Below are 23,709 nucleotides of genomic sequence, written 5' to 3' on the forward strand. Positions count from 1 at the left end.
CCGCGTTGAAGCCGGCGGCGCGGACGGTTATGTCCGCCGGATGATCGCCCGCGACCTCCGCTTCTCCGTCGCCCCGATGATGGACTGGACCGACCGTTACTGTCGGGCCTTCCACCGCACCCTGTCGCGGCACGCCCGGCTCTACACCGAGATGGTCACCACGGGGGCGGTCATCCACGGACCGCGCGACCGCCTGCTCGGCTTCGATGCGCGGGAGCATCCGGTGGCGGTGCAGCTCGGCGGCTCGAACCCGGCCGACCTCGCCGAGGCCGCGCGCATCGCCGAGAGTTACGGCTACGACGAGGTCAATCTCAATGTCGGCTGCCCGTCCGACCGCGTGCAGGACGGACGCTTCGGCGCCTGCCTGATGCGCGAGCCCGCCGTGGTGGCGGCCTGCATCGCCGCCATGAAGGCGGCGGTGTCGGTGCCGGTCACGGTGAAGTGCCGCATCGGCGTGGACGACCAGGACACCGAGCAGGCCCTCGACGCCCTGGCGGACGCCGTGGTCGCGGCCGGCGTCGACGGCCTCGTGGTGCATGCCCGCAAGGCCTGGCTCCAGGGGCTCTCGCCCAAGGAGAACCGCGACGTGCCGCCCCTCGACTATCCGCGGGTGGCGCGGCTGAAGCGGGCCCATCCCGGCCTGCCCATCGCCATCAACGGCGGCATCGCCACCATCGCGGCCGCGGCCGCCCATCTGGCGGACGTCGATGGCGTGATGATCGGCCGGGCCGCCTACAGCGATCCGGCGATCCTCCTCGACGTCGACCCGGTCCTGTTCGACGCGCCCGCGCCGGCCGCCGACCCGTTCGCGGCCCTGGAAGCCTTCGAACCGGTGCTCGCCGGCTTCCTGCAGGAGGGCGTGCGTCTCCACGCGGTCACCCGGCACATGCTCGGCCTGTTCAATGGCCGCCCGGGCGCCCGTGCCTATCGCCGGCACCTCTCGACCGCCGGAACCCAGGCCGATGCGGACCTCGCGACTTTGCGGGCGGCCATCGCCCGGGTCTCCCGGCACGCGCCCGCGCCCGGGTCGATCCCCCTGGACGCCTCTGGGGCCCAGAACGCCGCATGAAGGACATCGAGATATCCTTGCGCTGGCAAAGTATTAATCGGACTATGCGGCATTGTTGCTGATTTGGTACGGACTCTACTTCCAGATACTGTGACGGAATTATGAACAACCGCGAGGCGTAAGCTTCGCTATCCAGGCCCCTGTCCGGCGGACGGGCGCAGGGGAAGCGAATCATGCGGTTCCATCACGGGGTATCGACGGCGGCCATCCTTCTCTCGGTGGCGAGCTTGGCCCCCGCGCAGGCGCAGACGGCGAACGTCACGCCGGCCAACGTCAACGTCCTGAACCTGCTCGGGCCGTTCCTCGGCCTGAACGCCAGTCCGGTCGGCCAGGCGACGCTGCAGCTCAACCTCTCCCAGGCCATCGCCACCAACAACCAGGCGACGCCGCAGCAGCGGGCCCTGTCCATCAGCGACAAGGCTCTGCCGGGCAGCACGCCCTTCCTCGGCTCGATCACCCTGGTCAACGGCTCGGTGGTCAATCTCGGCCCGGCCGACAACCTCGCCGGCGGGCTGCCGCTCCAGGCGATCCAGGGCAATCCGGGAGCGCCGGGCACCATCAACCCGGTCCAGCCGGTGGGCGGCTACGGCCCGGTCCTGGGCCCGCTCTTCCAGCAGGGCATCCGCGCCAGCACGGCGACCACGGGACCGCTCGCCCGGACCTTCAACCTCCTCAACCGGGCCTACAGCTTCACGAGCTCGGATCTCGGGGTGGCGAAGAACTACTTCGCCAACGGCGCCGCGACCAACCCGAGCGTGACCCCGGCCGGCTACGTCGCGGTCCCGGCCGTGGCACCCGCCGGCTACACGCTGCCGCGCTTCAACAATCTGCCCAACACGACCACCAGCGTCCTCGACATCGCCGCCGGCGTCACCAACACGCAGGCCGGCCAGGACGTCTACGGCAGCTCGCGTCCGGTCCAGGCCCGCCCGAGCGCCGTCAACCAGTTCGACCCGACCTCGATCAACGGTCTGACCACCAACCCCTCGTTCCCGAGCGGGCACACCAACTACGCGGTGACCGATTCGATCCTGCTCGGCATGCTGACGCCGTCCCTCTACCAGAACATGCTCCTGCGCGGCGCCGACTACGCCAACAGCCGCATCGTGCTGGGCGTGCATTATCCGCTCGACATCATCGCCAGCCGCGCCTTCGCGGCCTACGACCTCGCCCAGGCCTTCACCAACCCGGCCTATATCGACAACGCCGCGACCACCGGGACCGCGATCAACCTGACATCGCTCTTCACCCAGGCGCAGGGCGAGCTTCAGAGCACCCTCTCGGCCGGGTGCGGCGCCGCCGTCGCCACCTGCGCCGCGAGCGCGGCCAACACCGCGAACAATCCCTACCTGCCCTCGGCCGCCAACCAGGCCCTGTACCAGGCGCGCCTCACCTACGGCCTGCCGATCCTGACCTTCGCCCAGGCCCCCAGGGAGGCGGCCCCCGCGGGCGGGCCGGATGCCGCGATCCTGCTCGCGCCCCTCTACGGCGGCAGCAGTGACGCGGCGGCGCAGATCGCCCCGAAGGGCGGCCTCTACGGCACGCTCCAGACCAGCACGATCAACCAGATCATCGTCAACACCGAGACGAACGCCCTCAGCGCCTTCTACGGCACGCCGCTGAGCTACTGGGCGCGCATCGACCTCTACAGCGCCGCCGGTTACTTCCAGAACGTCATCGGCACCCTGTCGATGGCGGCGAGCGACCAAGTTGCCACGGACGTCACCATTGGCCAGACCGGCGCGCTCTACGCGAACGGAACCATCGCCGGAACGGTGACGGTGGGGACGGGCGGACTCCTGGGCGGCACCGGCACGGTGGGCGGGCTGGTGGCCCAGTCCGGGGCGGTGGTGGCACCGGGCAATTCGATCGGCACCCTGAACGTCGCCGGCAATGCGAGCTTCGCCGCCGGCTCCACCCTGCAGGTCGAGGCCAACGCCGCCGGCCAGGCCGACCGCCTCGCGGTGGCCGGCACCGCCGCCCTCGCCGGCGGCACCGTCCAGGTGCTGGCGGCCCCCGGCACCTACGATCCGCGCACCCGCTACACCGTCCTGACCGCCGGCGGCGGCGTGCAGGGCCAGTTCGCCGGCGTCACGTCCAATTTCGCCTTCCTCACCCCCACCCTGCGCTACGCTCCCGGCGCCGTCGACCTCACGCTCACGCGCAACGACCTCGCCTTCTCCAGCATCGCCCAGACCCGCAACCAGGGGAGCGTCGCCGACGCCATCCAGGCCGCCGGGGCGGGCGCCGCCCTCTACGGGCGCACCGTCGGGCTGACCACGCCCGAGGCGCGCGCCGCCTTCGGCGCGCTCACCGGCGACATCCACGCCAGCGCGGCCGCCGCCCAGTTCGAGACCGCCTTCTTCGTGCGCGAGGCCATCCTCGACCGCCTGCGCTGGGGCGCCAGCCCGGGCGCGGCCGAGCTGGCCGATTACGGCACCCTGCCGGCGACCTACACCGCCGACCTGCCCGGCCGGGCCGCTCCGGTGGCGCCGGTGCCGGTGCGGGTCCTCGACCCGCGGGTGTTCGGGCTCTGGGGCCAGGGCTTCGGCAGCTTCGGCCAGGCCCGCAGCGACGGCAACGCCGCGTCCCTGGCGCGCCAGACCTCCGGCTTCGTGCTCGGCGCGGATGCGCGCCTGGAGACGGGGTTCCGCCTCGGCGTGGCCGGGGGCTACACCGCCACCAGCCTCGACAGCGCCGGGCAGCTCGCCTCGGGCACGATCGAGAGCGGCTTCGGGGGCGTCTATGGCGGCTTCGAGCAGGGACCCGTGGCCCTGCGCCTGGGCGCGGTCTATGCCGACCAGGCGAGCCGCCTGCGCCGGGCGGTCAGCTTTGCCGGGTTCTCCGACAGCGCCGCCGCGCGCATCGGCGGCGCGACCGTGCAGGGCTTCGGCGAGCTCGGCTACCGGATCGTCCTCGGGGCGCCGCAGCCCGGGCTGATCACCAAGGGCGAGCGGCCGACGGCGCCGCTCCAGCCGGCCTATCTCGAGCCCTTCGTGGGCGGGGCCTACGTGTCGATCGGGCGCGACCGCTTCGCCGAGACGGGCGGGCCGGCGGCGCTGACGGGGGCGGCGCAGACCACGGAGGTCGCGACCTCCACGGTGGGCCTGCGCGGGCAGGCCAGCCTCGATTGGGGCGTGGCCGCGCCGGTCTCGCTGCACGGGCTGGTGGGCTACCGCCGGGCCTACGGCGACGTGGTGCCCAAGGCGCTCCTGGGCTTCGGCACGGGCCCGAGCTTCCTCGTGGCCGGCACGCCGATAAGTCGGGACGCGCTGGTGGCCGAGGCCGGCCTCGATGTGCGGGTGGCGCGCGACACCACCCTGGGCGTCGCCTATACGGGCCAGGTCGGCGAGCGCGCCCAGGACCACGCCGTGAAGGGCAACTTCACCTATCGGTTCTGAACCGCGCCGACGCGCCACGGCATGCCCGACGCCGCCCTCCGGGGCGGCGTCTCGCGTTTCCGGGCCGCCCTCCGGGGCGGTGTTTCCTGTTTCGGTGTCGCCCTCCGGGCCGCGGTTCATGCTTCCGGGCCGGCCCTCCGGGAGCGGCGTTTCGCTGTTCGGAGCCGCGATCTCAGCGGTCGCGCAGGACCAGACGGTCGCCGCGGACCTCGAAGGAGGCGAGGCGGTCGAGGAAGCTCATGCCGAGGAGGTTTTCGCGCAGGGCTCCGGGCCGGCTGATCAGGGCCGGCACCCGGCGCGCGACGATGCCGCCGACCCGGAGGCTGTCGAGGAAGGCCGGGGCCGCCACGGTGACGCCGTTGGCGGTCGAGACCCGGACGCTGAACTCGGACTCCGCCGGGCGTAGGCCGAGGGCGGCGGCGCTCTCGGCGGTGAGCACCACGGCGCTGGCGCCGGTGTCGAACTGGAAGCCCTGCGGCTGGCCGTTCACCTCGGCCCGGACGTGGAAGTTGCCGTCGCTGCGCCGGGTGATCGTCACCGTGCCGTCCGAACCCGTCACCGCACTGCCGGGACGCAGGGCGCCGAGCATCCGGTCGCCGATGATCCGGGCGTCGTCGCGATAGGCGTAGCCGGCCACCAGGGCCGCCCCGAGGGCGCCCCAGAGCAGCAGGGCCGTCAGGTTCGCACCCATGCGGCTGCGGAACTGGTGCCAGAATCCCGCCGCCACCACGGCGAGCAGGCCGGCGCTCATGGCGAGCTGGGCGAACTGGTCCGGCTCCATCCCGGCGATGCGCTGGCTGTCGTCGGACAGGAGCAGCACCGCCAGGGCGCCGCCGAGGATGAGCAGGCCGACCAGGATCATGACGCCGCCGGGGTCGGGGTCGGGGTTGGGGTCGGGGTCTTGGCCGGGAAGGCCCTCCGCAGGCGCGCGTCGAGGGTGGCCATCACCGCCCGGCGCTGGGGCTCCGACATCGAACCCCAGAGGGCGATCTCGTCGCGGGTCCGGCCGCAGCCCTCGCAGAGGCCAGTGGCCGCATCGAGGAGACAGAGCTTCGTGCAGGGGCTGGAGGGTTTGGGGCGGGGCTGGGTCATCGTCCCCGTCCATGCCAGGGCCATGGCGTCGGGATCAAGTCTGGCCCCGGATCAGGCGGGGCAAGCCGCCAGGAGACCGATCAGGGCGGCGATCTCGGCCGCCTGCTGCGCGGCGCCGACCACGTCGCCGCTCTGCCCGCCGATCATCCGTCGCGCCAGGGCGGTGACCGCGAGGGCGGCGCCAAGGCCGAGGCCGAGCATCAGGACGAGGCCGCGCCCCGGCAGGCCGAGGGCCAGGGCCGCCAGGGCGACCAGGAGGGTGAGGCCCCCGGCGGTGGCCAGGGTCCGCCGGCTCGGGCGCCCCACGGCGGCCCCGGCCCCGTCGCGGCGGGCGGGCGGCAGGAGGGCGAGGGGGGCCAGGGCGGCGCTGCGCGAGAGGGCGGCGGCGAGGAGCAGGGCCGGGGCCGCCCGGAGGTCGATCCGGTCGAGGAGGGTGGCCAGGGCGCCGATCCGCAGGGCCAGGGACAGCATCAGGGCGACGCCGCCATAGGCGCCGATCCGGCTGTCGCGCATGATCTCCAGGCGCCGGGCCGGCGTGGTCCCGCCGCCGAACCCGTCGGCCACGTCGGCGAGGCCGTCCTCGTGCAGAGCCCCCGTCACCAGGACGCCCGCCGTCACCGCGAGGCCGGCGGCGAGGAAGGGTCCGAGGCCGAGGCCCCAGGCGGCGAGCAGCACCAAGGCCCCGGGCAGGCCGAGGAGGAACCCCGCCAGGGGCAGCATCCGGGGGAGGGTGCGGAAGTCCGGCACCCCGTGCGGGTCGCCCTCGCCGGGCAAAGCCGGCACCGGCAGGCGGGAATAGAAGCGCAGGCAGCCCGCGAGGTCGTAGGCCAGGCGGGCGCCCGGAAAGGCGGGTTCGGCCTGCTCGTTCATCGCGACCCTGCCTCGCCTTCACCACCCGTGCCCGGACCGTTATAGCTCCCGCGACGGGCGGCCCGCCATCCTGGCGCCGGGCCGACCACCGGAATTGCTCCATGACGTCTGACGCGACTCCCTCCGACAGCCCCTTCAGCGACATCCGCCGCCTCGTCGAGTCCCTGCCGGGGCCGGACCGGGACGCGGTGGCGATGGTGGCCGAGCGCGACGCCACCCTGACGAAGCCCGCCGGCTCCCTGGGGCGCCTGGAGCACCTCGTCTCCTGGCTCGCCGCCTGGCAGGGCAAGGGCCAGCCGACCCTCGACCGGCCCCTCGTCTGCGTCTTCGCCGGCAGCCACGGCGTCACCGCCCGGGGCGTCTCCGCCTTCCCCGCGGCGGTGAACCGCCAGATGCTCGACAACTTCGCGGCCGGCGGCGGAGCGATCAACCAGATCTGCGCCGCCTACGGCCTCGGCTTCAAGGTGTTCGACCTCGCCATCGACATGCCCACGGGCGACATCACGGTCGGGCCGGCCTTCGACGAGAAGGCCTGCGTCGCCACCATGGCGTTCGGCATGGAGGCGGTGGCCGCCGGAACCGACTGCCTGGCGCTGGGCGAGATGGGCATCGGCAACACCACCGTGGCGGCGGCGATCTACGCGGCGCTCTACGGCGGGAAAGCCGCCCACTGGGTCGGGCGCGGCACCGGCGTCGACGCGGCGGGGCTCGCCCGCAAGGTCGCCGCCGTGGAGGCGGCGCTGGCCCGTCACGCCGGCCATCTCGACGATCCCCTGGAGATCCTGGCGCGCCTCGGCGGTCGCGAGATCGCCGCCATGGCGGGGGCGATCCTGGCGGCGCGGCTGCAGCGGGTGCCGGTGGTGCTCGACGGTTACGTGGCGACGGCGGCCGCCGCCCTTCTGCACCGCCTCGACCCGACGCTCCTCGACCATTGCCTCGCCGGGCACGTCTCGGCGGAGGGCGCCCATGCGGACGTGCTGGAGCGCCTGGGCCTCGTGCCGCTCTTGGCCCTCGGCATGCGCCTCGGCGAGGCCTCCGGCGCGGCCCTGGCCCTCGGGCTCCTCAAGGGCGCGCTCGCCTGCCACCGGGACATGGCAACCTTCGCCCAGGCCGGGGTCTCGGAGCGCAGCGCCGGCTGAACGCCCTCAGGCGGCGCGGGCGCGCTTCTCGGCGGGGGCGGCCTGGGATTCGCCGGGCACTTCCAGGGCCGGCAGGGTCTCCATCACGCGGCTCGCGGGCAGGATCACCACGACCTCGGTGCCCTCGCGCGGCTTCGACTTCAGCTGGAAGTTGCCGCCGTGCAGGTCGACGAGGCCCTTCACGATGGGCAGGCCCAGGCCCGAGCCCTGCTCGGCGGTCTTGATCGCCAGGGAGCCGCGCCCGAACGACGACATCACGGTGCCGATCTCGTCCTCGGGGATGCCGGGGCCGCTGTCCTTCACGCTGACATACTGGCCGCCCGACGAGGTCCAGCCGACCTTGATGGTGATCTCGCCCCCCGGCGGCGTGAACTTCACGGCGTTGGAGAGGAGGTTCAGCACGATCTGGCGCAAGGCGCGCTCGTCGGCCCAGAGCCGGGGGAGGCTGCCGTCGATGAACTCGTGGATGACCTGGTTCTTGCCGCGGGCGCGCAGGCCCATCATGTGGCGGCACTCCTCCACGGCATGCCCGAGCTGGACCGCCTCCTCGTTGAGCTCGTAGCGCCCGGCCTCGATGCGCGAGAGGTCGAGGATCTCGTTGATCAGGTTGAGGAGGTGCATCCCGCTGTCGTGGATGTCGGAGGCGTATTCCTTGTACGAGGGGGCGACGTGGACGCCGAACACCTCGTTCTTCATCACCTCGGAGAAGCCCAGGATGGCGTTGAGCGGCGTGCGCAGCTCGTGGCTCATGGTGGCGAGGAAGCGGGACTTGGCGAGGTTGGCCTCCTCGGCGCGGCGGCGGGCCTCGTCGGAATTGGCCTTGGCCTGCTCGAGCTCGCCGAAGATCGAATCCTTCTCCGCCTGGGATTGCAGCGCCTCGACCGTGGAGGCGTAGACGCGGCGGCCGAGGCCGAGGAAGAACAGCTGCGCGCCGACCACCATGGTGACCAGCATCATCGTGTTCATGTCCTGGGACACCGCCAGGAGCGACAGGGCGGCGATGCACAGGGGCACCAGGGCGGCCCCGGCGGCGGCCGGCAGGGTCGCGGCCAGCATCGTCGCCATGGCGGCCACGATGACGAGGCCGAAGAGCACGAAGGTCCGCGCCCCGGAGGCGCCGACCAGCACCATCATCGCCCAGGCGGTGCTCTGGAGGAACTCCGCCGCCATGAAGGTGCGGCGCCAGCTCCGCACCGAGACGGTGGCCGGGTCCTGCGCCAGGAAGCGGCGGGTGAACAGCTTGGAGACCGTGACCGTCGCCAGGAGGCACACGCCCCAGCCCGCCGCGATGGCCGGCGGCGTCCAGATCGCCGCGATCCCCGCCACCGCGAGGCCGAGCAGCGCCAGGGGGATGACCGCGCCCGAGCGGTACTGCGCGTAGACCCGGATCAGCTCGTAGTCGAAGGCGCGTTCCAGCCCGCTCGTCGAGGTGAGCTTCTCCCGGGCCGACCGCATGTCGCGCGCCACCTCGCGGCGACGGGCCGCCTCCTGGGCGGAGGGACCGCGGCCACGCTGAATCATCTCGGCAGTCAGGTCGGTCATCACCGTCTTGAGGAGTCGGAGGGGGCATCGCGGTCGAGATCGGGACCGCCGAGAGGCCGGGATACAACCCCTCCGAGCCTGCGCCGGATATGTTAAGAACCGCCTGCCGGAACCGGGCGGATTGTCGGAATCCGCGGCCCGGCGGCGGCCTGTGAACAGGAATCCGCGAAGGATCCCGGGGGTACGGGCCGCAGCGCCGGACATGGAATGCGGTCTACCAGCGTGTGCTGCCGCACATGGTTACGATCGGGCAACGATTAGCCTCGTTCCAAACTGCGATCGGGAGGCCGAGATGCTGAAACTCACCGTCAACGGGGTCTCCCACGAGGTCGATGCCGACCCGGAGATGCCGCTCCTCTGGGCGCTGCGCGACCACCTCAACCAGACCGGGACCAAGTACGGCTGCGGCATCGCCCAGTGCGGCGCCTGCACGGTCCATCTCGACGGCCAGCCCGTCCGCGCCTGCCAGACCCGCATCGGCGATGTCGGCGCGGCCAAGATCACCACCATCGAGGGCGTCTCGGGCAAGGTCGCCGAGGCGGTGCGCACCGCGTGGCGCGGCCTCGACGTGGTCCAGTGCGGCTATTGCCAGTCCGGCCAGATCATGTCGGCCATCGGCCTCCTGTCCGAGAACCCGAAGCCGACCGACGCCGACATCGACGGGGCCATGGATGGCAACGTCTGCCGCTGCGGTACCTACCAGCGCATCCGCGCGGCGATCCACGAGGCGGCGCGAACCCTCGCCTGAGCGTCGGTCCCGCCTCCCAGCCTTCCTCCATTCCCCGAATCCCGCGTCTGCACTGGAGCCCCCCATGCTGAAGGTCCGTCAGGCCGCCCCGCCCGTGCCGTCCCGCCGCGCCTTCCTGGGCGGCGCCACCGTGGCCGCCGGGGCCCTCGTCATCGGCTTCACCCTCGACCCGGCGAAGTTCGCCCAGGCCGCCCCCGGCCCCGACCTCTCGGCCCTGCCGCCGATGCCGAACGCCTTCGTGCGGATCGCCGCCGACGACACCGTGACGGTGGTGATCAAGCATCTCGACATGGGCCAGGGCAACACCACCGGCCTCGCCACCATCCTGGCCGACGAGCTCGATGCGGACTGGGCCACCATCCGCACCACCTTCGCGCCAGCGGATGCCACGCTCTACAACAACTTCGCCTTCGGCCCCGTCCAGGGCACCGGCGGCTCCACCGCCATCGCCAATTCCTGGGTCCAGCTGCGCAAGGCCGGAGCGGCCGCACGCGCCATGCTGGTCGCGGCGGCGGCGGAGCGCTGGACGGTTCCGGCATCCGAGATCACGGTCGAATCCGGCACGGTGCGCCATGCGGCCTCGAACCGGCAGGCCCGGTTCGGCGAACTGGCGGAAGCCGCGGCGGCCCAGCCGGTGCCGAAGGAGCCGCGCCTCAAGGAGGCGAGCCAGTTCACCCTGATCGGCAAGAAGGTCCCGCGGACCGATTCGGCGGCCAAGACCGACGGCACGGCGATCTACTCCCTCGACATCCGCCGCCCCGGCCAGCTGACCGCCCTGGTCGCCCATTCGCCGCGCTTCGGCGGCACCGTGAAGACCGTCGACGACAAGGCCGCCCGCGCCGTCGCGGGCGTGGTCGACGTGGTCACGATCCCCACCGGCGTCGCGGTGCTGGCGCGCGACACCTGGTCGGCCATGAAGGGCCGCGAGGCGCTCAAGATCACCTGGGACGACAGCGCGGCCGAGACCCGCTCCTCCGACGCGATCCTGGCCGATCACCGCAAGCGCCTGGAGACGCCCGGCCTCGTCGCCTCGAAGAAGGGCGACGCCGCCGGCGCGATCGCCGGGTCGGCCAAGGTGCTGGAGGCCGAGTTCACCTTCCCCTACCTCGCCCACGCGGCGATGGAGCCCCTGAACGCCACCATCGAGAAGGCCTCGGACGGCACCTACGACGTCTTCGCCGGCTGCCAGCTCCAGACCATCGAGCAGGCCGTCGTGGCCGCCACGCTCGGGGTGACCACCGACAAGGTCCGGCTGCACACCCAGTGGGCCGGCGGCTCCTTCGGCCGGCGCGCGACCCCGGGCGCCGATTACTTCGCCGAGACCGCCTCCATCGTCCGCGCCACCGGCGGCAAGGCCCCCATCCACCTCGTCTGGACCCGCGAGGACGACATGGCCGGCGGCTTCTACCGTCCGATGGTGGTCCACCGCCTCCGCGCCGGCCTCGACGCCAAGGGCGGCATCACGGGCTGGGAGCACCGGACCATCGGCAAGTCGATCATGATCGGCACCGCCTTCGAGACCATGATCGTGAAGGACGGCGTCGACGCGACCACGGTGGAGGGCGCCTCGGACACCCCCTACGCGCTGCCCGCCTACCGCTTCGAGGTCCACAACGCCCGCGAGGGCGTGCCGGTGCTGTGGTGGCGCTCGGTGGGCCACACCCACACCGCCCAGGCGATGGAGGTGTTCATCGACGAGCTCGCCCACGCGGCCGGCGCCGATCCCGTCGCCTACCGCCTCGGGCTGCTGGGGGGCGCGCCGCGCCTCTCCGCCACCCTGAAGCTCGCCGCCGAGAAGGCCGGCTGGGATCCGAAGAAGGGCGCCGACAAGAATCGCGACAAGAACCGCGGCCTCGGCGTCGCGGCGCACGAATCCTTCGGCTCCTACGTGGCCATGGTGGCGGACGTCACGGCCGAAGACGCCAAGGTGAAGGTGAACCGCATCGTTGCGGCGGTGGATGTCGGTGTCGCGGTCAACCCGGACGTGATCCGCGCCCAGGTCGAGGGCGCCGTGGGCTTCGCCCTGTCCTCGGTCCTGCGCAACAGGATCACGCTCAAGGACGGCGTGGTGCAGGAGAAGAACTTCGACGCCTACGAGCCGACCCGGATGAGCGAGATGCCGGTGGTCGAGGTGCACATCGTGCCCTCCACCGCGGCGCCCACCGGCATCGGCGAGCCCGGCGTGCCGGTGATCGCCCCGGCGATCTCGAACGCGATCTTCGCGGCCACCGGCCAGCGCCTGCGCTCGCTGCCCCTCGACCTCAGCGGCCTGAAGGGCGCCTGAGCCGGAGCGACGTCGCGGCCCCTCGTCCGCCGCCCCGCCTCCGCCTATCTCGGAGGGCATCATGCTCTCCGAGACCAAGCCGGCCGAAACGCCCTTCGACGACACCGTGGCGCGCCTGCGCGCCTGCCGGATCTGCCGGGATGCGCCGCGCTACGGCGCGCCCCTGCCGCAGGAGCCGCGCCCCATCGTCCAGGGCCTGGCCTCGGCCCGGCTCTGCGTGGCGAGCCAGGCGCCCGGCAACCGGGCCGACAAGAGCGGCATCCCCTTCATGGACCCCTCGGGCACCCGCCTGCGGGACTGGCTCGGCCTCGACGCGGCGGCCTTCTACGATGCCAGCCGCCTCGCCATCGTGCCCATGGGGGCCTGCTTTCCGGGCTACGACGCGAAGGGGGGCGACAAGCCTCCGCGCCGGGAATGCGCCGAGCGCTGGCGACCCGAGCTGTTCGCCGGCCTGCCGAACCTCGAGCTCATCCTGGTGATCGGGCAATACGCGCAGGCCTGGCACCTCGGCCGCTCCAAGGCCGGCCTCACCGACACGGTCCGGCGCTGGCGTGAGATCCTGGCGGGCCCCGGTACGCCCAGGGTGCTGCCGCTGCCCCATCCCTCCTGGCGCAACAGCGGCTGGCTGAAGGCCAATCCCTGGTACGAGGCAGAGCTGCTGCCCGTCCTGAAGGCCGAGGTGGCGCGGGCGATGGCGCCCCGGTAAAGGGCGCTGCCGCCGGCAAGATCGCCCGTTGACAGGAGCGGCCCGGCGCGGGATCGCTCGCGGCGAAACCGGAGAGCCCCATGACCGCCTTGCTGGACCCGCGCGACCGCCTGATCGTCGCCCTCGACGTCGGCACCGTGGACGAGGCCGAGCGCCTGGTCGACCGGATCGGCGACGCGGCGACCTTCTACAAGATCGGCTACCGGCTGGCCTATGCGGGCGGGCTCGCCCTGGTGCCGCGTCTCGCCGCCGCCGGCCACAAGGTCTTCCTCGACCTCAAGCTCCACGACATCGGCAACACCGTGGAGGAGGGGGTGCGGGCGCTCACCGACCTCGGGGCCACCTTCCTCACCGTCCACGCCTATCCACAGACCATGCGGGCGGCGATCCGGGGCCGGGGCCTGAGCGGCCCGAAGATCCTCGCCGTCACGGTCCTGACCTCCTACGACGACGGGGACGCGGCCGAGGCCGGCTATGCCCTGCCGGTGGCGGACCTCGTGGCCCGGCGGGCCGGGCAGGCGGCGGAGGCCGGGATCGACGGGATCGTCTGCAGCGCCGCCGAGGCACAGGCCGTGCGCGCCCGGATCGGGGCGGACCGCGCCATCGTCACCCCGGGCATCCGGCCGGCCGGCGCCGAGGCCGGCGACCAGAAGCGCGTGATGACGCCCGGCGAGGCCCGCCGGATCGGCATCGACCACGTCGTGGTCGGGCGTCCAATCACCCAGGCGACGGACCCCCGCGCGGTGGCGCAGGGCATCGTCGCCGAGATGCGATAGGGTCGGACGCGTCAGGCCGCGCGGCGCAGGCCGCCGAGCAGGAAGGCGATCATCGCGTCCAGGGGCGGGGCGCCCGCATCCGGGTAGTGGCTGACCAGGGCGGGATGGCAGTAGCGGATGACGGCGGTGTGGAGGCAGGCTGCCGCGATCGCCGGATCGGCGACCTCGAACTCGCCGGCAGCGACCCCCGCCTGGACGAGCTCCCGCAGGACCGAGCCGATCTGGTCGACATGGGCGCGGCAGACGTCCCAGCTCTCGGTGATGGCCGCTTCCACCATCTCGTGCAGGCGCGGGTTCGCCTCGCAGCGCTCGACGCAGGCCTGGTGCATCACCGTGATGACCCCGGTGATGCGCGCGGCAGCGCTGTGGTCCGAGGCGGCGGCGGCCTGGGCCACCCGCTGCTCCGTATCGTCCATCAGGCGCTTGATGACGGCCTCGTGGATCGCCTTCTTCGACTCGAAGAAGCGGTACACGTTGGCCGGGCTCATCCGCAGCGTCTTGGCGATGTCGGCGACGGTGGTCTTCTGGTAGCCGACGAGCCGAAAGGCTTCTTCCGCCGTCGCGAGAATGCGGCAGCGCGTGGTGGGGGCCGCTTCGTCGGGGATGACGCGGACGATCGCCGCTGCTCGGGTCATGGCGTCAAACTAGGCTGTTGCCACGGCGGCGTCAAAACCGCGCCGCGCCATGCCGCCCGTCGCCGTCAAAGCCGCGGCGACGGAGCACCCGGCGCCGCGCGACGCCGGGAGGTTTCGCGATGGATGCGGATCGGACCGGGTCAGGATCCGAACTGCGAGCCCAGCTGCTCCAGGTACTCGGCCAGATCGACGCCGCCGATACGCTTGCCGTAGTCGAAGCGCATGCCCTGGCGGATGTCCACGCTGCTGCTCTTGGTCGTGAGCGTGAAGGGCTTCACGCAGACCCAGGCGCCGTCGCGCCGATGTTCGAAGAAATTCAAGATCTCATGCTTGGCCATGAGGGCCTCCCCGGCTGTCTCTCCAGACAACGGGCCGGGCCGGGAACGGTTGCGCGCCCGGTTAACGAAGTTCGAGCTTGGCCGTTAGACTGCAGGGAAGCCGCGTCGCACTGTCGGATGGTGCGGCGCAACTGTCTCGCTTCGATGCCCAGGTCTTTCAGAGATTGGGCGTTGCGGAGATCGAGTCGCGCAGAGATTGCTGCCGGGCGCGTTCGCCGGAGGGCCGATGCCCCCCGGCGTCGCGGATGCCGGTCGCGTCCCGGATCAGGCGGCGCTCTTCAGCGCGCCTGTGCTCTCGTGGAAATCCGGGCCGTTGATGGTCCGGGTCACGTAGCCGTCGCGGATCAGGTAATCGCCAAACCGCTCGCCGGCTTGCTTGTTCCGGGCATAGGCGGCGAAGAGCGGGTCGAGGAGGGTCTTGAGCTCGGAGGCGGTGACGTCCTCGGCGTAGAGCTTGCCGAGGCGCGAGCCGTCGAAGGCCGCCCCGAGATAGAGGTGGTAGCGCTCGGGCCCGCGCCCGACGAGGCCGATCTCGGCGATGAAGGGCCGGGCGCAGCCGTTGGGGCAGCCGGTCATCCGGATAGTGATCTCGTCGTCCTGCAGGCCGTGGGAGGCGAGGCTCGCCTCCAGCTCGTCCATCAGGCTCGGCAGGTAGCGCTCGCTCTCGGCCAGGGCGAGGCCGCAGGTCGGGAGGGCGACGCAGGCCATGGAGTTGCGGCGCAGGGCGCTGGCGCCCTTCATCATGCCGTACTGGTCCACCAGGGCCTCGATCTCCGCCCGCTTCTCGGACGGCACGTTGGCGATGATGACGTTCTGGTTGCCGGTGAGGCGGAAATCGCCCGCGTGGATCTCGGCGATCCGGCGCAGGCCCGTGAGCAGCTGCGGGCCGTTCTCGTAGTCCTTGATCCGGCCGGACGCGACGTAGAGCGTGAGGTGGTGGCGCCCGTCATCGCCCTCGGTCCAGCCGTAGCGGTCGCCGTTGGCCGTGAAGGTGAAGGGCTTCGGGTCGGCGAGCGGCTTGCCGACGCGCTTCTCGACCTCGGCCCGGAAGGCGGCGAGGCCGTAGCGCTCGATGGTGTATTTCAGGCGGGCGTTCTTGCGGACCTTGCGGTTGCCCCAGTCGCGCTGGACCGTCATCACGGCCTCGGCGGCCTTCAGGGCGTCCTCCGGCGCGACGAAGCACATCACGTCGGCGGTGCGCGGGAAGGTGTCGGTCTCGCCGTGGGTCATGCCCATGCCGCCGCCGACCGTGACGTTCCAGCCCGTCACCCGGCCCGCCTCGTCCAGGATGGCGATGAAGCCGAGGTCGTGGGCGAAGATGTCGACCTCGTTGGATGGGGGCACCGCCACCACGGTCTTGAACTTCCGGGGCAGGTAGGTCTTGCCGTAGATCGGCTCGATCTCGGCCGCGTCCTCGCCGCCCACCACGCGCTCGCCGTCGAGCCAGATCTCGCGCCACGCGCTGGTCTTGGGGAGGAGCGAGTCCGAGATGTCCTTGGCGAGCTGGTAGGCGGCCTTGTGGGCGCCGGTCTGGGCCGGGTTGGTCGCCGCCATCACGTTGCGGTTGACGTCGCCGCAGGCCGCGATGGTGTCGAGGAGCGTCGCGTCGATGGCCGCCATCGTGCGCTTCAGGTTCGACTTGATGACGCCGTGGTACTGGAAGGTCTGGCGCGTGGTCGCCCTTAGGGCACCGCCCGCATAGGTCGTGGCGATCTCGTCGAGGGCGAGCCACTGCTTCGGGGTGACGACGCCGCCGGCGATGCGCAGGCGGATCATGAAGCTGTAGGCCTTCTCGAGCTTCTTCTTGGTGCGCTCGGCGCGGATGTCGCGGTCGTCCTGCAGGTACATCCCGTGGAACTTCACGAGCTGCCCGTCATCCTCCGAGATGGCGCCGGTGGCGTGCTTGAGGAGGCCGTCCGCGAGGGTGCCGCGCAGGTAGCCGCTGGCGATCTTGATGTGTTCGTTCGCGGCCAGGCCCGCCGCGCGCGCCGCTTCCGCTTCCGAGATCGGGCGGTCGGTGGGCGGGGTCTCGTAGGTGCGGGTGGTGGTCTTGTCGGCCATGGCGGGCTTTCCGGTGTTCTCGAATCGATGCTGCGCGATCGGTGCGCGGCCCTCTCCCTTTTGCGGGAGAGGGGGGGGGAGGGCTCATGCTCCCGTCAGTAGACGTCCTGCTGGTAGCGGTGCGCCTTCTCCAGGGCGGCCACCGCCGCCTCGGCCTCGGCGGGGCTGAAGGCCTTCACGTCCTGGAAGGCCTTCACCAAGGCGTTGCGCACGTCCTTGGCCATCCGGGTGGCGTCGCCGCAGACGTAGAAGCTGGCGCCGCCGTCGAGCCAGGCGACGACCTCCTTCGCGTGCTGGGCGATCCGGTCCTGCACGTAGACCTTCTCGGGCTGGTCCCGCGAGAAGGCCACGTCGATCTGCGTCAGCGACCCGTCTTCCAGGGCCTCCTGCCATTCGAGCTGGTACAGGAAGTCGTGGGTGAAGTGCCGGTCGCCGAAGAACAGCCAGGAGCGGCCGGCGGCCTCGACGGCGCGGCGCTCCTGCACGAAGGCGCGGAACGGGGCGACGCCGGTGCCGGGGCCGACCATGATGATGTCGGTGGCCGGGTCCTGGGGCAGGCGGAAGTGCCGGTTGGGCTTCAGCTTCACCCGCAGCTTGGCGCCGTTCCGGATGCGGTCGGCCACGTGGGTCGAGGCGACGCCGCTGCGCGCCCGGCCGTGGGTCTCGTAGCGCACGGCCGCGATCACGAGGTGGACCTCGTCGCCCACCTCCTTGCGCGAGGAGGCGATGGAATAGGCCCGCGGCGGCAGGGGCCGGGTGATGGTGTTGAGGTGCTCCGCCGTCAGCGTCGCCGGGTAGGCGGCGATCAGGTCGATGAGGTGGCGGCCCTCGATCCAGGCGCGCAGCTCGCCGCTGTCGATCAGCGCCTGGGCCTCGGTATGCCCCGTCGCCTTGACGAAGCGCTCGACGGTGGTGGCCGACAGGGTGGTGATGTCGCGCTCGGCCAGCAGGGCCTGACGCAGGGCCGCGTCGCCGGACAGGCCGGTGGCGGCCAGGATCTCGTCCACCAGGGCCGGGTCGTTCTCCGGATAGATCTCCAGGGAATCGCCGGGCTCGTAGGCCGGCGCCCCGTCCTCGAATTCGAGGGCGAGGTGGATCGTCTCCTTGTCGGAGCGCGACGAGTTCAGGTTGACGTGGTCGATGACCTCGACGACCCGGGGCTCGCGGCTCGGCTCGGCCTCCTCGTCCTCGTCGCCGGCGGCGCGGGCGGCGAAGTCCACCGCCACGACGTTGTCGGCGCTCGGCGGGGGCGCGAGGGCCTTCAGGGTGTCCTTGATCCAGGCGGCGGCCGGCGTCTCGAAATCGAGGTCGAGGTCGGCGCGTTCGTGGGCGCGGGTGCCGCCCAGGGCCTCGAAGCGGGCGTCGAGTGCCTTCCCGATGGCGCAGAACTCCGCGTAGGAGGTGTCGCCGAGGGAGAGCACGCCGAAGGACACGCCGTCGAGGCGCGGCGCGCCGTCGGCCATCAGCTCGTTATAGGCGCGCACGGCCCGGGCCGGCGGCTCGCCCTCGCCCCAGGTCGCCGCGATGGCGACGATGCGCTTCTCCTTGGCGAGGCTGGCGATCTCGAGGTCGGCGAAGTCGACGACCTTCGGCTTGAAGCCGTTCTTGCGGGCGAGCTTGGCCATGTCGCCGGCGAGCTTCTCGGAGTTGCCCGATTCGCTCGCGAACAGGATGGTCAGCGGCTCGGCGGCCTTCGGCGGCGCGGCCGGGACGGCGGCGGCCTGCGGCGCGCCGCTGGCGTCGAGGCCGGCGAGGAAGCCCGCGAGCCAGGCGCGCTGGATCGGGGAGGCGGCGCCGAGGACGGCGTCGAGGCTCGCGCGTTCGGTGTCGCCGAAGGGAGCCGTGCGGGGAATGATCGCGTGTCGTGCCATGTGGGAAGCCATGTCGTCCTGAGAGGCCGGCTGTCAACGGGGTTGTCCGTTTTACAGAACGACGTCACGGTAGAAGGAGCTGCCTGCGTGTGCAGTGCAAAAGAGAATTTTATTCCCCGGCCACCACCGACAGCGTCGGCGTGAAGCGTCCGTTGGCGGGCGGGACCGGGAGGGGCAGGGCGGTGGTGGACTTGACCTTTTCCATCGCGAACCGGGAGGTCACGTTCTTGAGCGGCAGAGTCGCGATGAGGTGCTTATAGAACGTATCGTAGGCGCGCATATCGGCGACGACGACGCGGAGCATGTAATCCACGTCGCCGGCCATGCGATAGAACTCGAGCACCTCCGGCATCGCCGACACAGTCTCGGCGAAGCGCTCGAGCCATTCGCGCGAGTGATCCGCCGTCTCGATGGAGACGAAGACGGTCAGGCCGAGGCCGAGCTTCACCGGATCGAGCACTGCGACGCGCCGATCGATGACGCCGTCCGCCTCCAGCCGCTGGATGCGCTTCCAGCACGGCGTCTGCGACAGGCCGACCTTTTCGCCGATGGTGGCGATGGACAGGGTGGCGTCCTGCTGCAGCAGCGCCAGGATCTTCAGGTCGATCGAATCCAAGCTGGCCTCGCGGGTTCGTGAGACGCGGCGATGTGCAGGTCAGCACATCGTGACCGCCCAATGAGAAGGAATTTCCTTCGTCGAGCAACAGAATGCCCCTGCAGCCCGTTTCGGCACAGGGCGCGCGGGACCGGGGGGTTGCCCGGTATCGATGGCCGCCATGCCTTGACAGCGTTCGTTATAGCGAACATTTCAGGTGCCAGACAAGTCACATCGCCACATTCGTCACCAAGCCACCCCCACAAAGCCACCCCCACAACGGTACAGCGCGAAGTCTCTCATGAGCTCTCAACTGGAACACGCGGCGCGGGACCTCGCGTCCGCGATGGCGGGCCGCGACCTGAAGGGCCGGATCGCGCTGATCGAGGCGACGGTGCCGGGTCGCCTGGTGTTCACCACCAGCCTCGGGATCGAGGACCAGGCGCTCACGCACGCGGTCGCGATGCACAAGGGCCGGACCGAGATCGTCACCCTCGATACCGGTCGGCTCTACCCGGAGACCTACGACACCTGGACCGAGACCGAATCGGCCTACGGCATCCGCATCCGCGCCTATGCGCCGGAGCGCGAGGCCGAGGAGCGCTTCGTGGCCGAATCCGGCATCAACGGGTTCCGCCACTCGGTCGCCGCCCGGCAGGCCTGCTGCGGTTTCCGCAAGGTCGAGCCCCTGGGCCGGGCCCTGGCGGGCGCCGCCGGCTGGCTCACGGGCCTCCGGGCCGGGCAATCGGCCAACCGGGCCGACACGCCCCTGGCCGAGGCCGACGAGGTCCGCGGCCTCATCAAGATCAATCCCCTGGCCGACTGGTCCCGCGCCGACGTCGACCGCTTCGTCTCGGACAACTACGTCCCCTACAACGTGCTGCACGATCGCGGCTTCCCCTCCATCGGCTGCGCGCCCTGCACCCGGGCGATCCGCGTCGGCGAGGACGAGCGCGCCGGCCGCTGGTGGTGGGAGCAGGCGTCCAAGAAGGAATGCGGCCTGCACGTCCAAATCCCCGAAGGCCAAATCCCCGAAGGACAAGCCCCCGAAGGACAGGCTTCCGGCGAGACCGTCGCGCCCGGCCGGGAAGCGGCCGCCTTCGAAACGACCCCGACCTCAAACGCCCTGGAGATGGCCCGATGAGCGCCGCCCCCCTCACCACCCACGCGGCGAGCCGGTCCGCCCGGCTCACCCATCTCCAGCGCCTGGAAGCCGAGAGCATCCACATCATGCGGGAGACGGTCGCCGAGACCGAGAACCCGGTGATGCTCTATTCCATCGGCAAGGACTCGTCGGTGCTGCTGCACCTCGCGCTGAAGGCCTTCGCGCCCGGGCGCCTGCCGTTCCCGCTGATGCACATCGACACCACCTGGAAGTTCAAGGAGATGATCGCCTTCCGCGACCAGCGCGCGAAGGAGCTCGGCCTCGACCTCATCGTGCACACCAACCAGGACGGCCTCGCCCGCGGCATCGGCCCGGTGAGCCACGGCTCGGAGGTGCACACCGACGTCATGAAGACCCAGGCGCTGCGCCAGGCCCTCGACAAGCACAAGTTCGACGCGGCCTTCGGCGGCGCCCGGCGCGACGAGGAGGCCTCGCGTGCCAAGGAACGCATCGTCTCCCTGCGCACGGCGCAGCACCGCTGGGACCCGAAGCGCCAGCGCGCCGAGCCCTGGCACCTCTACAACATGAAGAAGAAGCGCGGGGAATCCCTGCGGGTGTTCCCGCTCTCGAACTGGACCGAGCTCGACGTCTGGCTCTACATCGAGCAGGAGCAGATCCCGATCGTGCCGCTCTACTTCGCCAAGCCCCGCCCGGTGGTGGAGCGCGAGGGCCAGCTCATCATGGTCGACGACGACCGGCTGCCCCTGAACCCCGGCGAGACGCCCCAGCAGGTGTCGGTCCGCTTCCGCACCCTCGGGGACTATCCCCTCACCGGCGCCGTCGAGAGCGACGCCGCGACCCTGCCGGAGATCATCGGCGAGACCCTGGCCGCCCGCACCTCGGAGCGCCAGGGCCGGGTCATCGACAAGGACGGCGCGGGCGCCATGGAGCGCAAGAAGCAGGAGGGCTATTTCTAAGATGACGATCCATCAGTCACCCGAAGCCTTCGGCTACGACGCCTTCCTGTCCGCGCACCAGAACAAGGAAGTGCTGCGCTTCATCACCTGCGGCTCCGTCGACGACGGCAAGTCGACGCTGATCGGCCGCCTGCTGCACGACACCAAGCAGATCTTCGACGACCAGGTGACCGCCCTGCAGCGCGATTCGCGCAAGCACGGCACCCAGGGCGCCGAGATCGACCTGGCGCTCCTCGTGGACGGTCTCCAGGCCGAGCGCGAGCAGGGCATCACCATCGACGTCGCCTACCGCTTCTTCTCCACGGACAAGCGCTCCTTCATCGTGGCCGACACCCCCGGCCACGAGCAGTACACCCGCAACATGGCCACCGGCGCCTCGACGGCGGACGTGGCAGTGATCCTGGTGGATGCCCGCCAGGGCCTCACCCGGCAGACCCGGCGGCACGCCCTCCTGGTCTCCCTGCTGGGGATCAAGCGCGTGGCGCTCGCCGTGAACAAGATGGACCTCGTCGGCTGGTCGCAGACCAGGTTCGAGGAGATCCTGTCGGCCTTTAACGCCTTCGCGGCCCCCCTCGGCTTCAGCGACGTCCGGGCGATCCCGCTCTCGGCCAAGAACGGCGACAACGTCGTGCTGCCGGGCGCCGCCGCCCCCTGGTACACCGGCACCCCGCTGCTCCAGTACCTCGAAGAGGTCCCGGTCCGCGTCGAGGAGCAGGCCGCCCCGTTCCGCATGGCGGTGCAGTGGGTGAACCGGCCGAACTCGGATTTCCGGGGCTTTGCCGGCCTGATCGCCAGCGGCCGCGTCGCCCCAGGCGACGCCGTCATCGTCGAGCCCTCGGGCCGGACCTCCAAGATCGCCCGCATCTTCACCGCCGACGGCGACCTGCCCCACGCGGTGGAGGGCCAGTCTGTGACCCTGGTGCTCGCCGACGAGATCGACGCCTCGCGCGGCTCGGTGATCGTCACCGCCGACGCCCCGATGCGGGTGACGGACAGCCTCGACGCCCGCCTGTTCTGGGCGGCCGAGACCGAGCTGCTGCCCGGCGCCACCCTGCTCGCCAAGATCGGCACCGTGACGGTGAACGCCGTCGTCACCACGATCCGGACCCGGATCGATCCCGAGACCGGCAACCCCGAGCCGGCCGCGCGCCTGACCGCCAACGACATCGCCGACGTGACCCTGACCCTCGACCGGGCGGTGGCGGTGGATGCCTACACGGCCAACCGCGACACCGGCGGCTTCATCCTGATCGACCGCGAGACCACCGATACGGCGGCGCTCGGGCTGATCCAGGCGGATGCCGCGGCGAGCACCGTCCGGGACGAGCCCGCGGAGGTGCGCGAGAAGCGCTCCGGCGGCGGCTTCCTGTCGAAGCTGCGCTGGGTCTTCGGCGGGATCTGATGCGGTCTCCACTCGATCGAAGCGGGGAACGTTTCAGGAGGAGCCCGCGCGGCGCTTGAGCGGAGCCCAAATCCGCGATCCCGAAGGGATCGACCGGATGTGGCATGAGACCATCCGGCCGGGTTCGCCCCCGGCCGTGACCGGGCGAAGGACCGAGATCGTCGCCACCGTGGCTCCGACCGGAGCCACGGTGGCGTCACGGCGTCGCGAGAAAGAGGGTTGGTCGACGGGCCGTCCCTGTGGGATGGGTCGATCTCCGACACGCGACTGAAGGTTTACACGTCCCGCGCATGGCCAAGTTTCATTTCGTCGAAGATTACGAGCGCTACGTCGCAGAATTGATCCGGACCCATCCGATCGACACCGCGATGAGCCTGGCCGTCGGCGGTTCGTTTGCCGAGATCGGGGCGATCGAGTGCGAGATCCTGCGCCACGCGGGCTTGCAGGCCGGGCAGACCGTGGTCGATCTCGGCTGCGGCAGCGGACGTCTCGCCGTCGCCCTCGCGCGGGATCTCGAGATCGACTATCTCGGCCTCGACGTGGTGCCGGCGTTGCTGAAATACGCCCGCTCGAAATCTCCGGCTTCCTACCGATTCGAACTCAACCGAACCCTGACCTTGCCGATGCCGGCGGACTCGGTCGATCTGCTGTGCGCCTTCAGCCTGTTCACCCACCTGTTGCATGCCGAGACCTACCTGTATCTCGAGGACGCCTTCCGCTGCCTGCGTCCCGGCGGCCGGGTCGTGATGTCGTTCCTGGAATTCGCCATCGACGATCATTGGGCCGTGTTCGCCCAGACGGTGGAGTCGCAGCGCGCGAGCACCGTGCCGCACCTGAACCAGTTCATCGAGCGCAACCAGATCCAGGCCTGGGGACGGCATCTCGGCTACGCCGACGCGACCTTCATCGACGGCAACACGGGCCCGTGGCCTTCGGGCGTGCCGCTCGGTCAGTCCGTCGCGATCCTGACCAAGGCCTGAGCGGCACACGATCGCCGGACGACACGGGTCTGTCGATGTCTCCGGGTCTGTCGATGTCTTCGGGTCTCCGATGTCTTCGGGTCTCCCTTGCCCGTGCGCGGCGGCGCGACTAGGGTCC

General features: G+C 71.2%; 20 protein-coding genes. 11 read left to right on the forward strand and 9 right to left on the reverse strand.

Annotated elements, in window-relative coordinates; translation table 11 throughout:
* The first annotated feature begins 40 nt into the window (after nucleotides 1–40).
* The gene (dusA, locus tag AC1MGR_RS05705; protein ID WP_480233949.1) at nucleotides 41–1,069 is read left to right on the forward strand and encodes a tRNA dihydrouridine(20/20a) synthase DusA; all 1,029 of its coding nucleotides are present in this window, start codon (nucleotides 41–43) and stop codon (nucleotides 1,067–1,069) included.
* Nucleotides 1,070–1,242: 173 nt separating this feature from the next.
* On the forward strand, nucleotides 1,243–4,470 hold the full coding sequence (locus AC1MGR_RS05710) for an autotransporter family protein (RefSeq protein ID WP_480233950.1): 3,228 nt from the start codon (nucleotides 1,243–1,245) through the stop codon (nucleotides 4,468–4,470).
* A 172-nt stretch (nucleotides 4,471–4,642) separates the two neighbouring features.
* On the opposite strand, the gene AC1MGR_RS05715 is transcribed toward AC1MGR_RS05710, so the two are convergent.
* Genes AC1MGR_RS05715 through cobS form a run of 3 tightly spaced genes read right to left on the reverse strand, consistent with a single transcriptional unit; the run spans nucleotide 4,643 to nucleotide 6,432 of the window.
* Entirely contained in the window at nucleotides 4,643–5,332 is a 690-nt protein-coding gene (locus AC1MGR_RS05715; protein ID WP_480233951.1) for a retropepsin-like aspartic protease family protein, read from the reverse strand.
* Nucleotides 5,329–5,562, reverse strand: coding sequence for a DUF1289 domain-containing protein (locus AC1MGR_RS05720; RefSeq protein WP_480233952.1), 234 nt, complete (start codon nucleotides 5,560–5,562; stop codon nucleotides 5,329–5,331). Before AC1MGR_RS05720 ends, AC1MGR_RS05715 begins: the two co-directional genes overlap by 4 nt.
* A 51-nt stretch (nucleotides 5,563–5,613) precedes the next feature.
* Nucleotides 5,614–6,432, reverse strand: a complete 819-nt coding sequence (gene cobS, locus AC1MGR_RS05725) for an adenosylcobinamide-GDP ribazoletransferase (protein ID WP_480233953.1) — start codon at nucleotides 6,430–6,432, stop codon at nucleotides 5,614–5,616.
* A 101-nt stretch (nucleotides 6,433–6,533) separates the two neighbouring features.
* Here cobS and cobT point away from each other — a divergent pair, with 101 nt between their 5' ends.
* Complete coding sequence (cobT, locus tag AC1MGR_RS05730) at nucleotides 6,534–7,571, forward strand: nicotinate-nucleotide--dimethylbenzimidazole phosphoribosyltransferase (protein WP_480233954.1); 1,038 nt, start codon at nucleotides 6,534–6,536, stop codon at nucleotides 7,569–7,571.
* A gap of 6 nt (nucleotides 7,572–7,577) precedes the next feature.
* On the opposite strand, the gene AC1MGR_RS05735 is transcribed toward cobT, so the two are convergent.
* On the reverse strand, nucleotides 7,578–9,113 hold the full coding sequence (locus AC1MGR_RS05735; RefSeq protein WP_108035133.1) for a sensor histidine kinase: 1,536 nt from the start codon (nucleotides 9,111–9,113) through the stop codon (nucleotides 7,578–7,580).
* A gap of 292 nt (nucleotides 9,114–9,405) precedes the next feature.
* Here AC1MGR_RS05735 and AC1MGR_RS05740 point away from each other — a divergent pair, with 292 nt between their 5' ends.
* The 4 genes from AC1MGR_RS05740 (at nucleotide 9,406) to pyrF (ending at nucleotide 13,627) form a co-directional block, all read left to right on the forward strand.
* Nucleotides 9,406–9,861, forward strand: coding sequence for a (2Fe-2S)-binding protein (locus AC1MGR_RS05740; RefSeq protein ID WP_055956910.1), 456 nt, complete (start codon nucleotides 9,406–9,408; stop codon nucleotides 9,859–9,861).
* A 64-nt stretch (nucleotides 9,862–9,925) separates the two neighbouring features.
* Nucleotides 9,926–12,145, forward strand: coding sequence for a xanthine dehydrogenase family protein molybdopterin-binding subunit (locus AC1MGR_RS05745; protein ID WP_108035132.1), 2,220 nt, complete (start codon nucleotides 9,926–9,928; stop codon nucleotides 12,143–12,145).
* A gap of 61 nt (nucleotides 12,146–12,206) precedes the next feature.
* Nucleotides 12,207–12,851, forward strand: a complete 645-nt coding sequence (locus AC1MGR_RS05750) for a uracil-DNA glycosylase family protein (protein ID WP_480233955.1) — start codon at nucleotides 12,207–12,209, stop codon at nucleotides 12,849–12,851.
* Nucleotides 12,852–12,931: 80 nt separating this feature from the next.
* Complete coding sequence (pyrF, locus tag AC1MGR_RS05755; RefSeq protein ID WP_108035130.1) at nucleotides 12,932–13,627, forward strand: orotidine-5'-phosphate decarboxylase; 696 nt, start codon at nucleotides 12,932–12,934, stop codon at nucleotides 13,625–13,627.
* A gap of 11 nt (nucleotides 13,628–13,638) precedes the next feature.
* On the opposite strand, the gene AC1MGR_RS05760 is transcribed toward pyrF, so the two are convergent.
* From AC1MGR_RS05760 to AC1MGR_RS05780, 5 genes are all read right to left on the reverse strand, one after another.
* Nucleotides 13,639–14,262: a TetR/AcrR family transcriptional regulator gene (locus AC1MGR_RS05760; protein ID WP_480233956.1), complete on the reverse strand. Its 624-nt coding sequence runs from the start codon at nucleotides 14,260–14,262 to the stop codon at nucleotides 13,639–13,641.
* Between the two features lie 140 nt (nucleotides 14,263–14,402).
* Nucleotides 14,403–14,600 carry a hypothetical protein gene (locus AC1MGR_RS05765; protein WP_055956893.1) on the reverse strand — a complete coding sequence of 66 codons (198 nt, stop codon included), beginning with the start codon at nucleotides 14,598–14,600 and terminating at the stop codon, nucleotides 14,403–14,405.
* Nucleotides 14,601–14,864: 264 nt separating this feature from the next.
* A complete protein-coding gene (locus AC1MGR_RS05770) occupies nucleotides 14,865–16,661 on the reverse strand; it encodes an NADPH-dependent assimilatory sulfite reductase hemoprotein subunit (protein ID WP_108035128.1) in 1,797 nt (598 codons plus the stop codon).
* A 95-nt stretch (nucleotides 16,662–16,756) separates the two neighbouring features.
* On the reverse strand, nucleotides 16,757–18,532 hold the full coding sequence (locus AC1MGR_RS05775) for a diflavin oxidoreductase (RefSeq protein ID WP_480233957.1): 1,776 nt from the start codon (nucleotides 18,530–18,532) through the stop codon (nucleotides 16,757–16,759).
* A gap of 109 nt (nucleotides 18,533–18,641) precedes the next feature.
* Nucleotides 18,642–19,148, reverse strand: coding sequence for an Lrp/AsnC family transcriptional regulator (locus AC1MGR_RS05780; protein ID WP_055956884.1), 507 nt, complete (start codon nucleotides 19,146–19,148; stop codon nucleotides 18,642–18,644).
* 280 nt (nucleotides 19,149–19,428) lie between these two features.
* Here AC1MGR_RS05780 and AC1MGR_RS05785 point away from each other — a divergent pair, with 280 nt between their 5' ends.
* From AC1MGR_RS05785 to AC1MGR_RS05800, 4 genes are all read left to right on the forward strand, one after another.
* Nucleotides 19,429–20,271, forward strand: coding sequence for a phosphoadenylyl-sulfate reductase (locus tag AC1MGR_RS05785; RefSeq protein ID WP_480233958.1), 843 nt, complete (start codon nucleotides 19,429–19,431; stop codon nucleotides 20,269–20,271).
* Nucleotides 20,268–21,209: a sulfate adenylyltransferase subunit CysD gene (cysD, locus tag AC1MGR_RS05790; protein ID WP_480233959.1), complete on the forward strand. Its 942-nt coding sequence runs from the start codon at nucleotides 20,268–20,270 to the stop codon at nucleotides 21,207–21,209. The genes AC1MGR_RS05785 and cysD overlap by 4 nt, the downstream gene beginning before the upstream one ends.
* 1 nt (nucleotide 21,210) lies before the next feature.
* The gene (cysN, locus tag AC1MGR_RS05795) at nucleotides 21,211–22,611 is read left to right on the forward strand and encodes a sulfate adenylyltransferase subunit CysN (RefSeq protein WP_108035124.1); all 1,401 of its coding nucleotides are present in this window, start codon (nucleotides 21,211–21,213) and stop codon (nucleotides 22,609–22,611) included.
* Nucleotides 22,612–22,901: 290 nt separating this feature from the next.
* Nucleotides 22,902–23,591 (forward strand): class I SAM-dependent methyltransferase, encoded by a 690-nt coding sequence (locus AC1MGR_RS05800; RefSeq protein ID WP_108035123.1) that lies wholly within the window; start codon nucleotides 22,902–22,904, stop codon nucleotides 23,589–23,591.
* Nucleotides 23,592–23,709 lie beyond the last annotated feature (118 nt).

This window comes from Methylobacterium sp. BI1 (assembly GCF_056680125.1).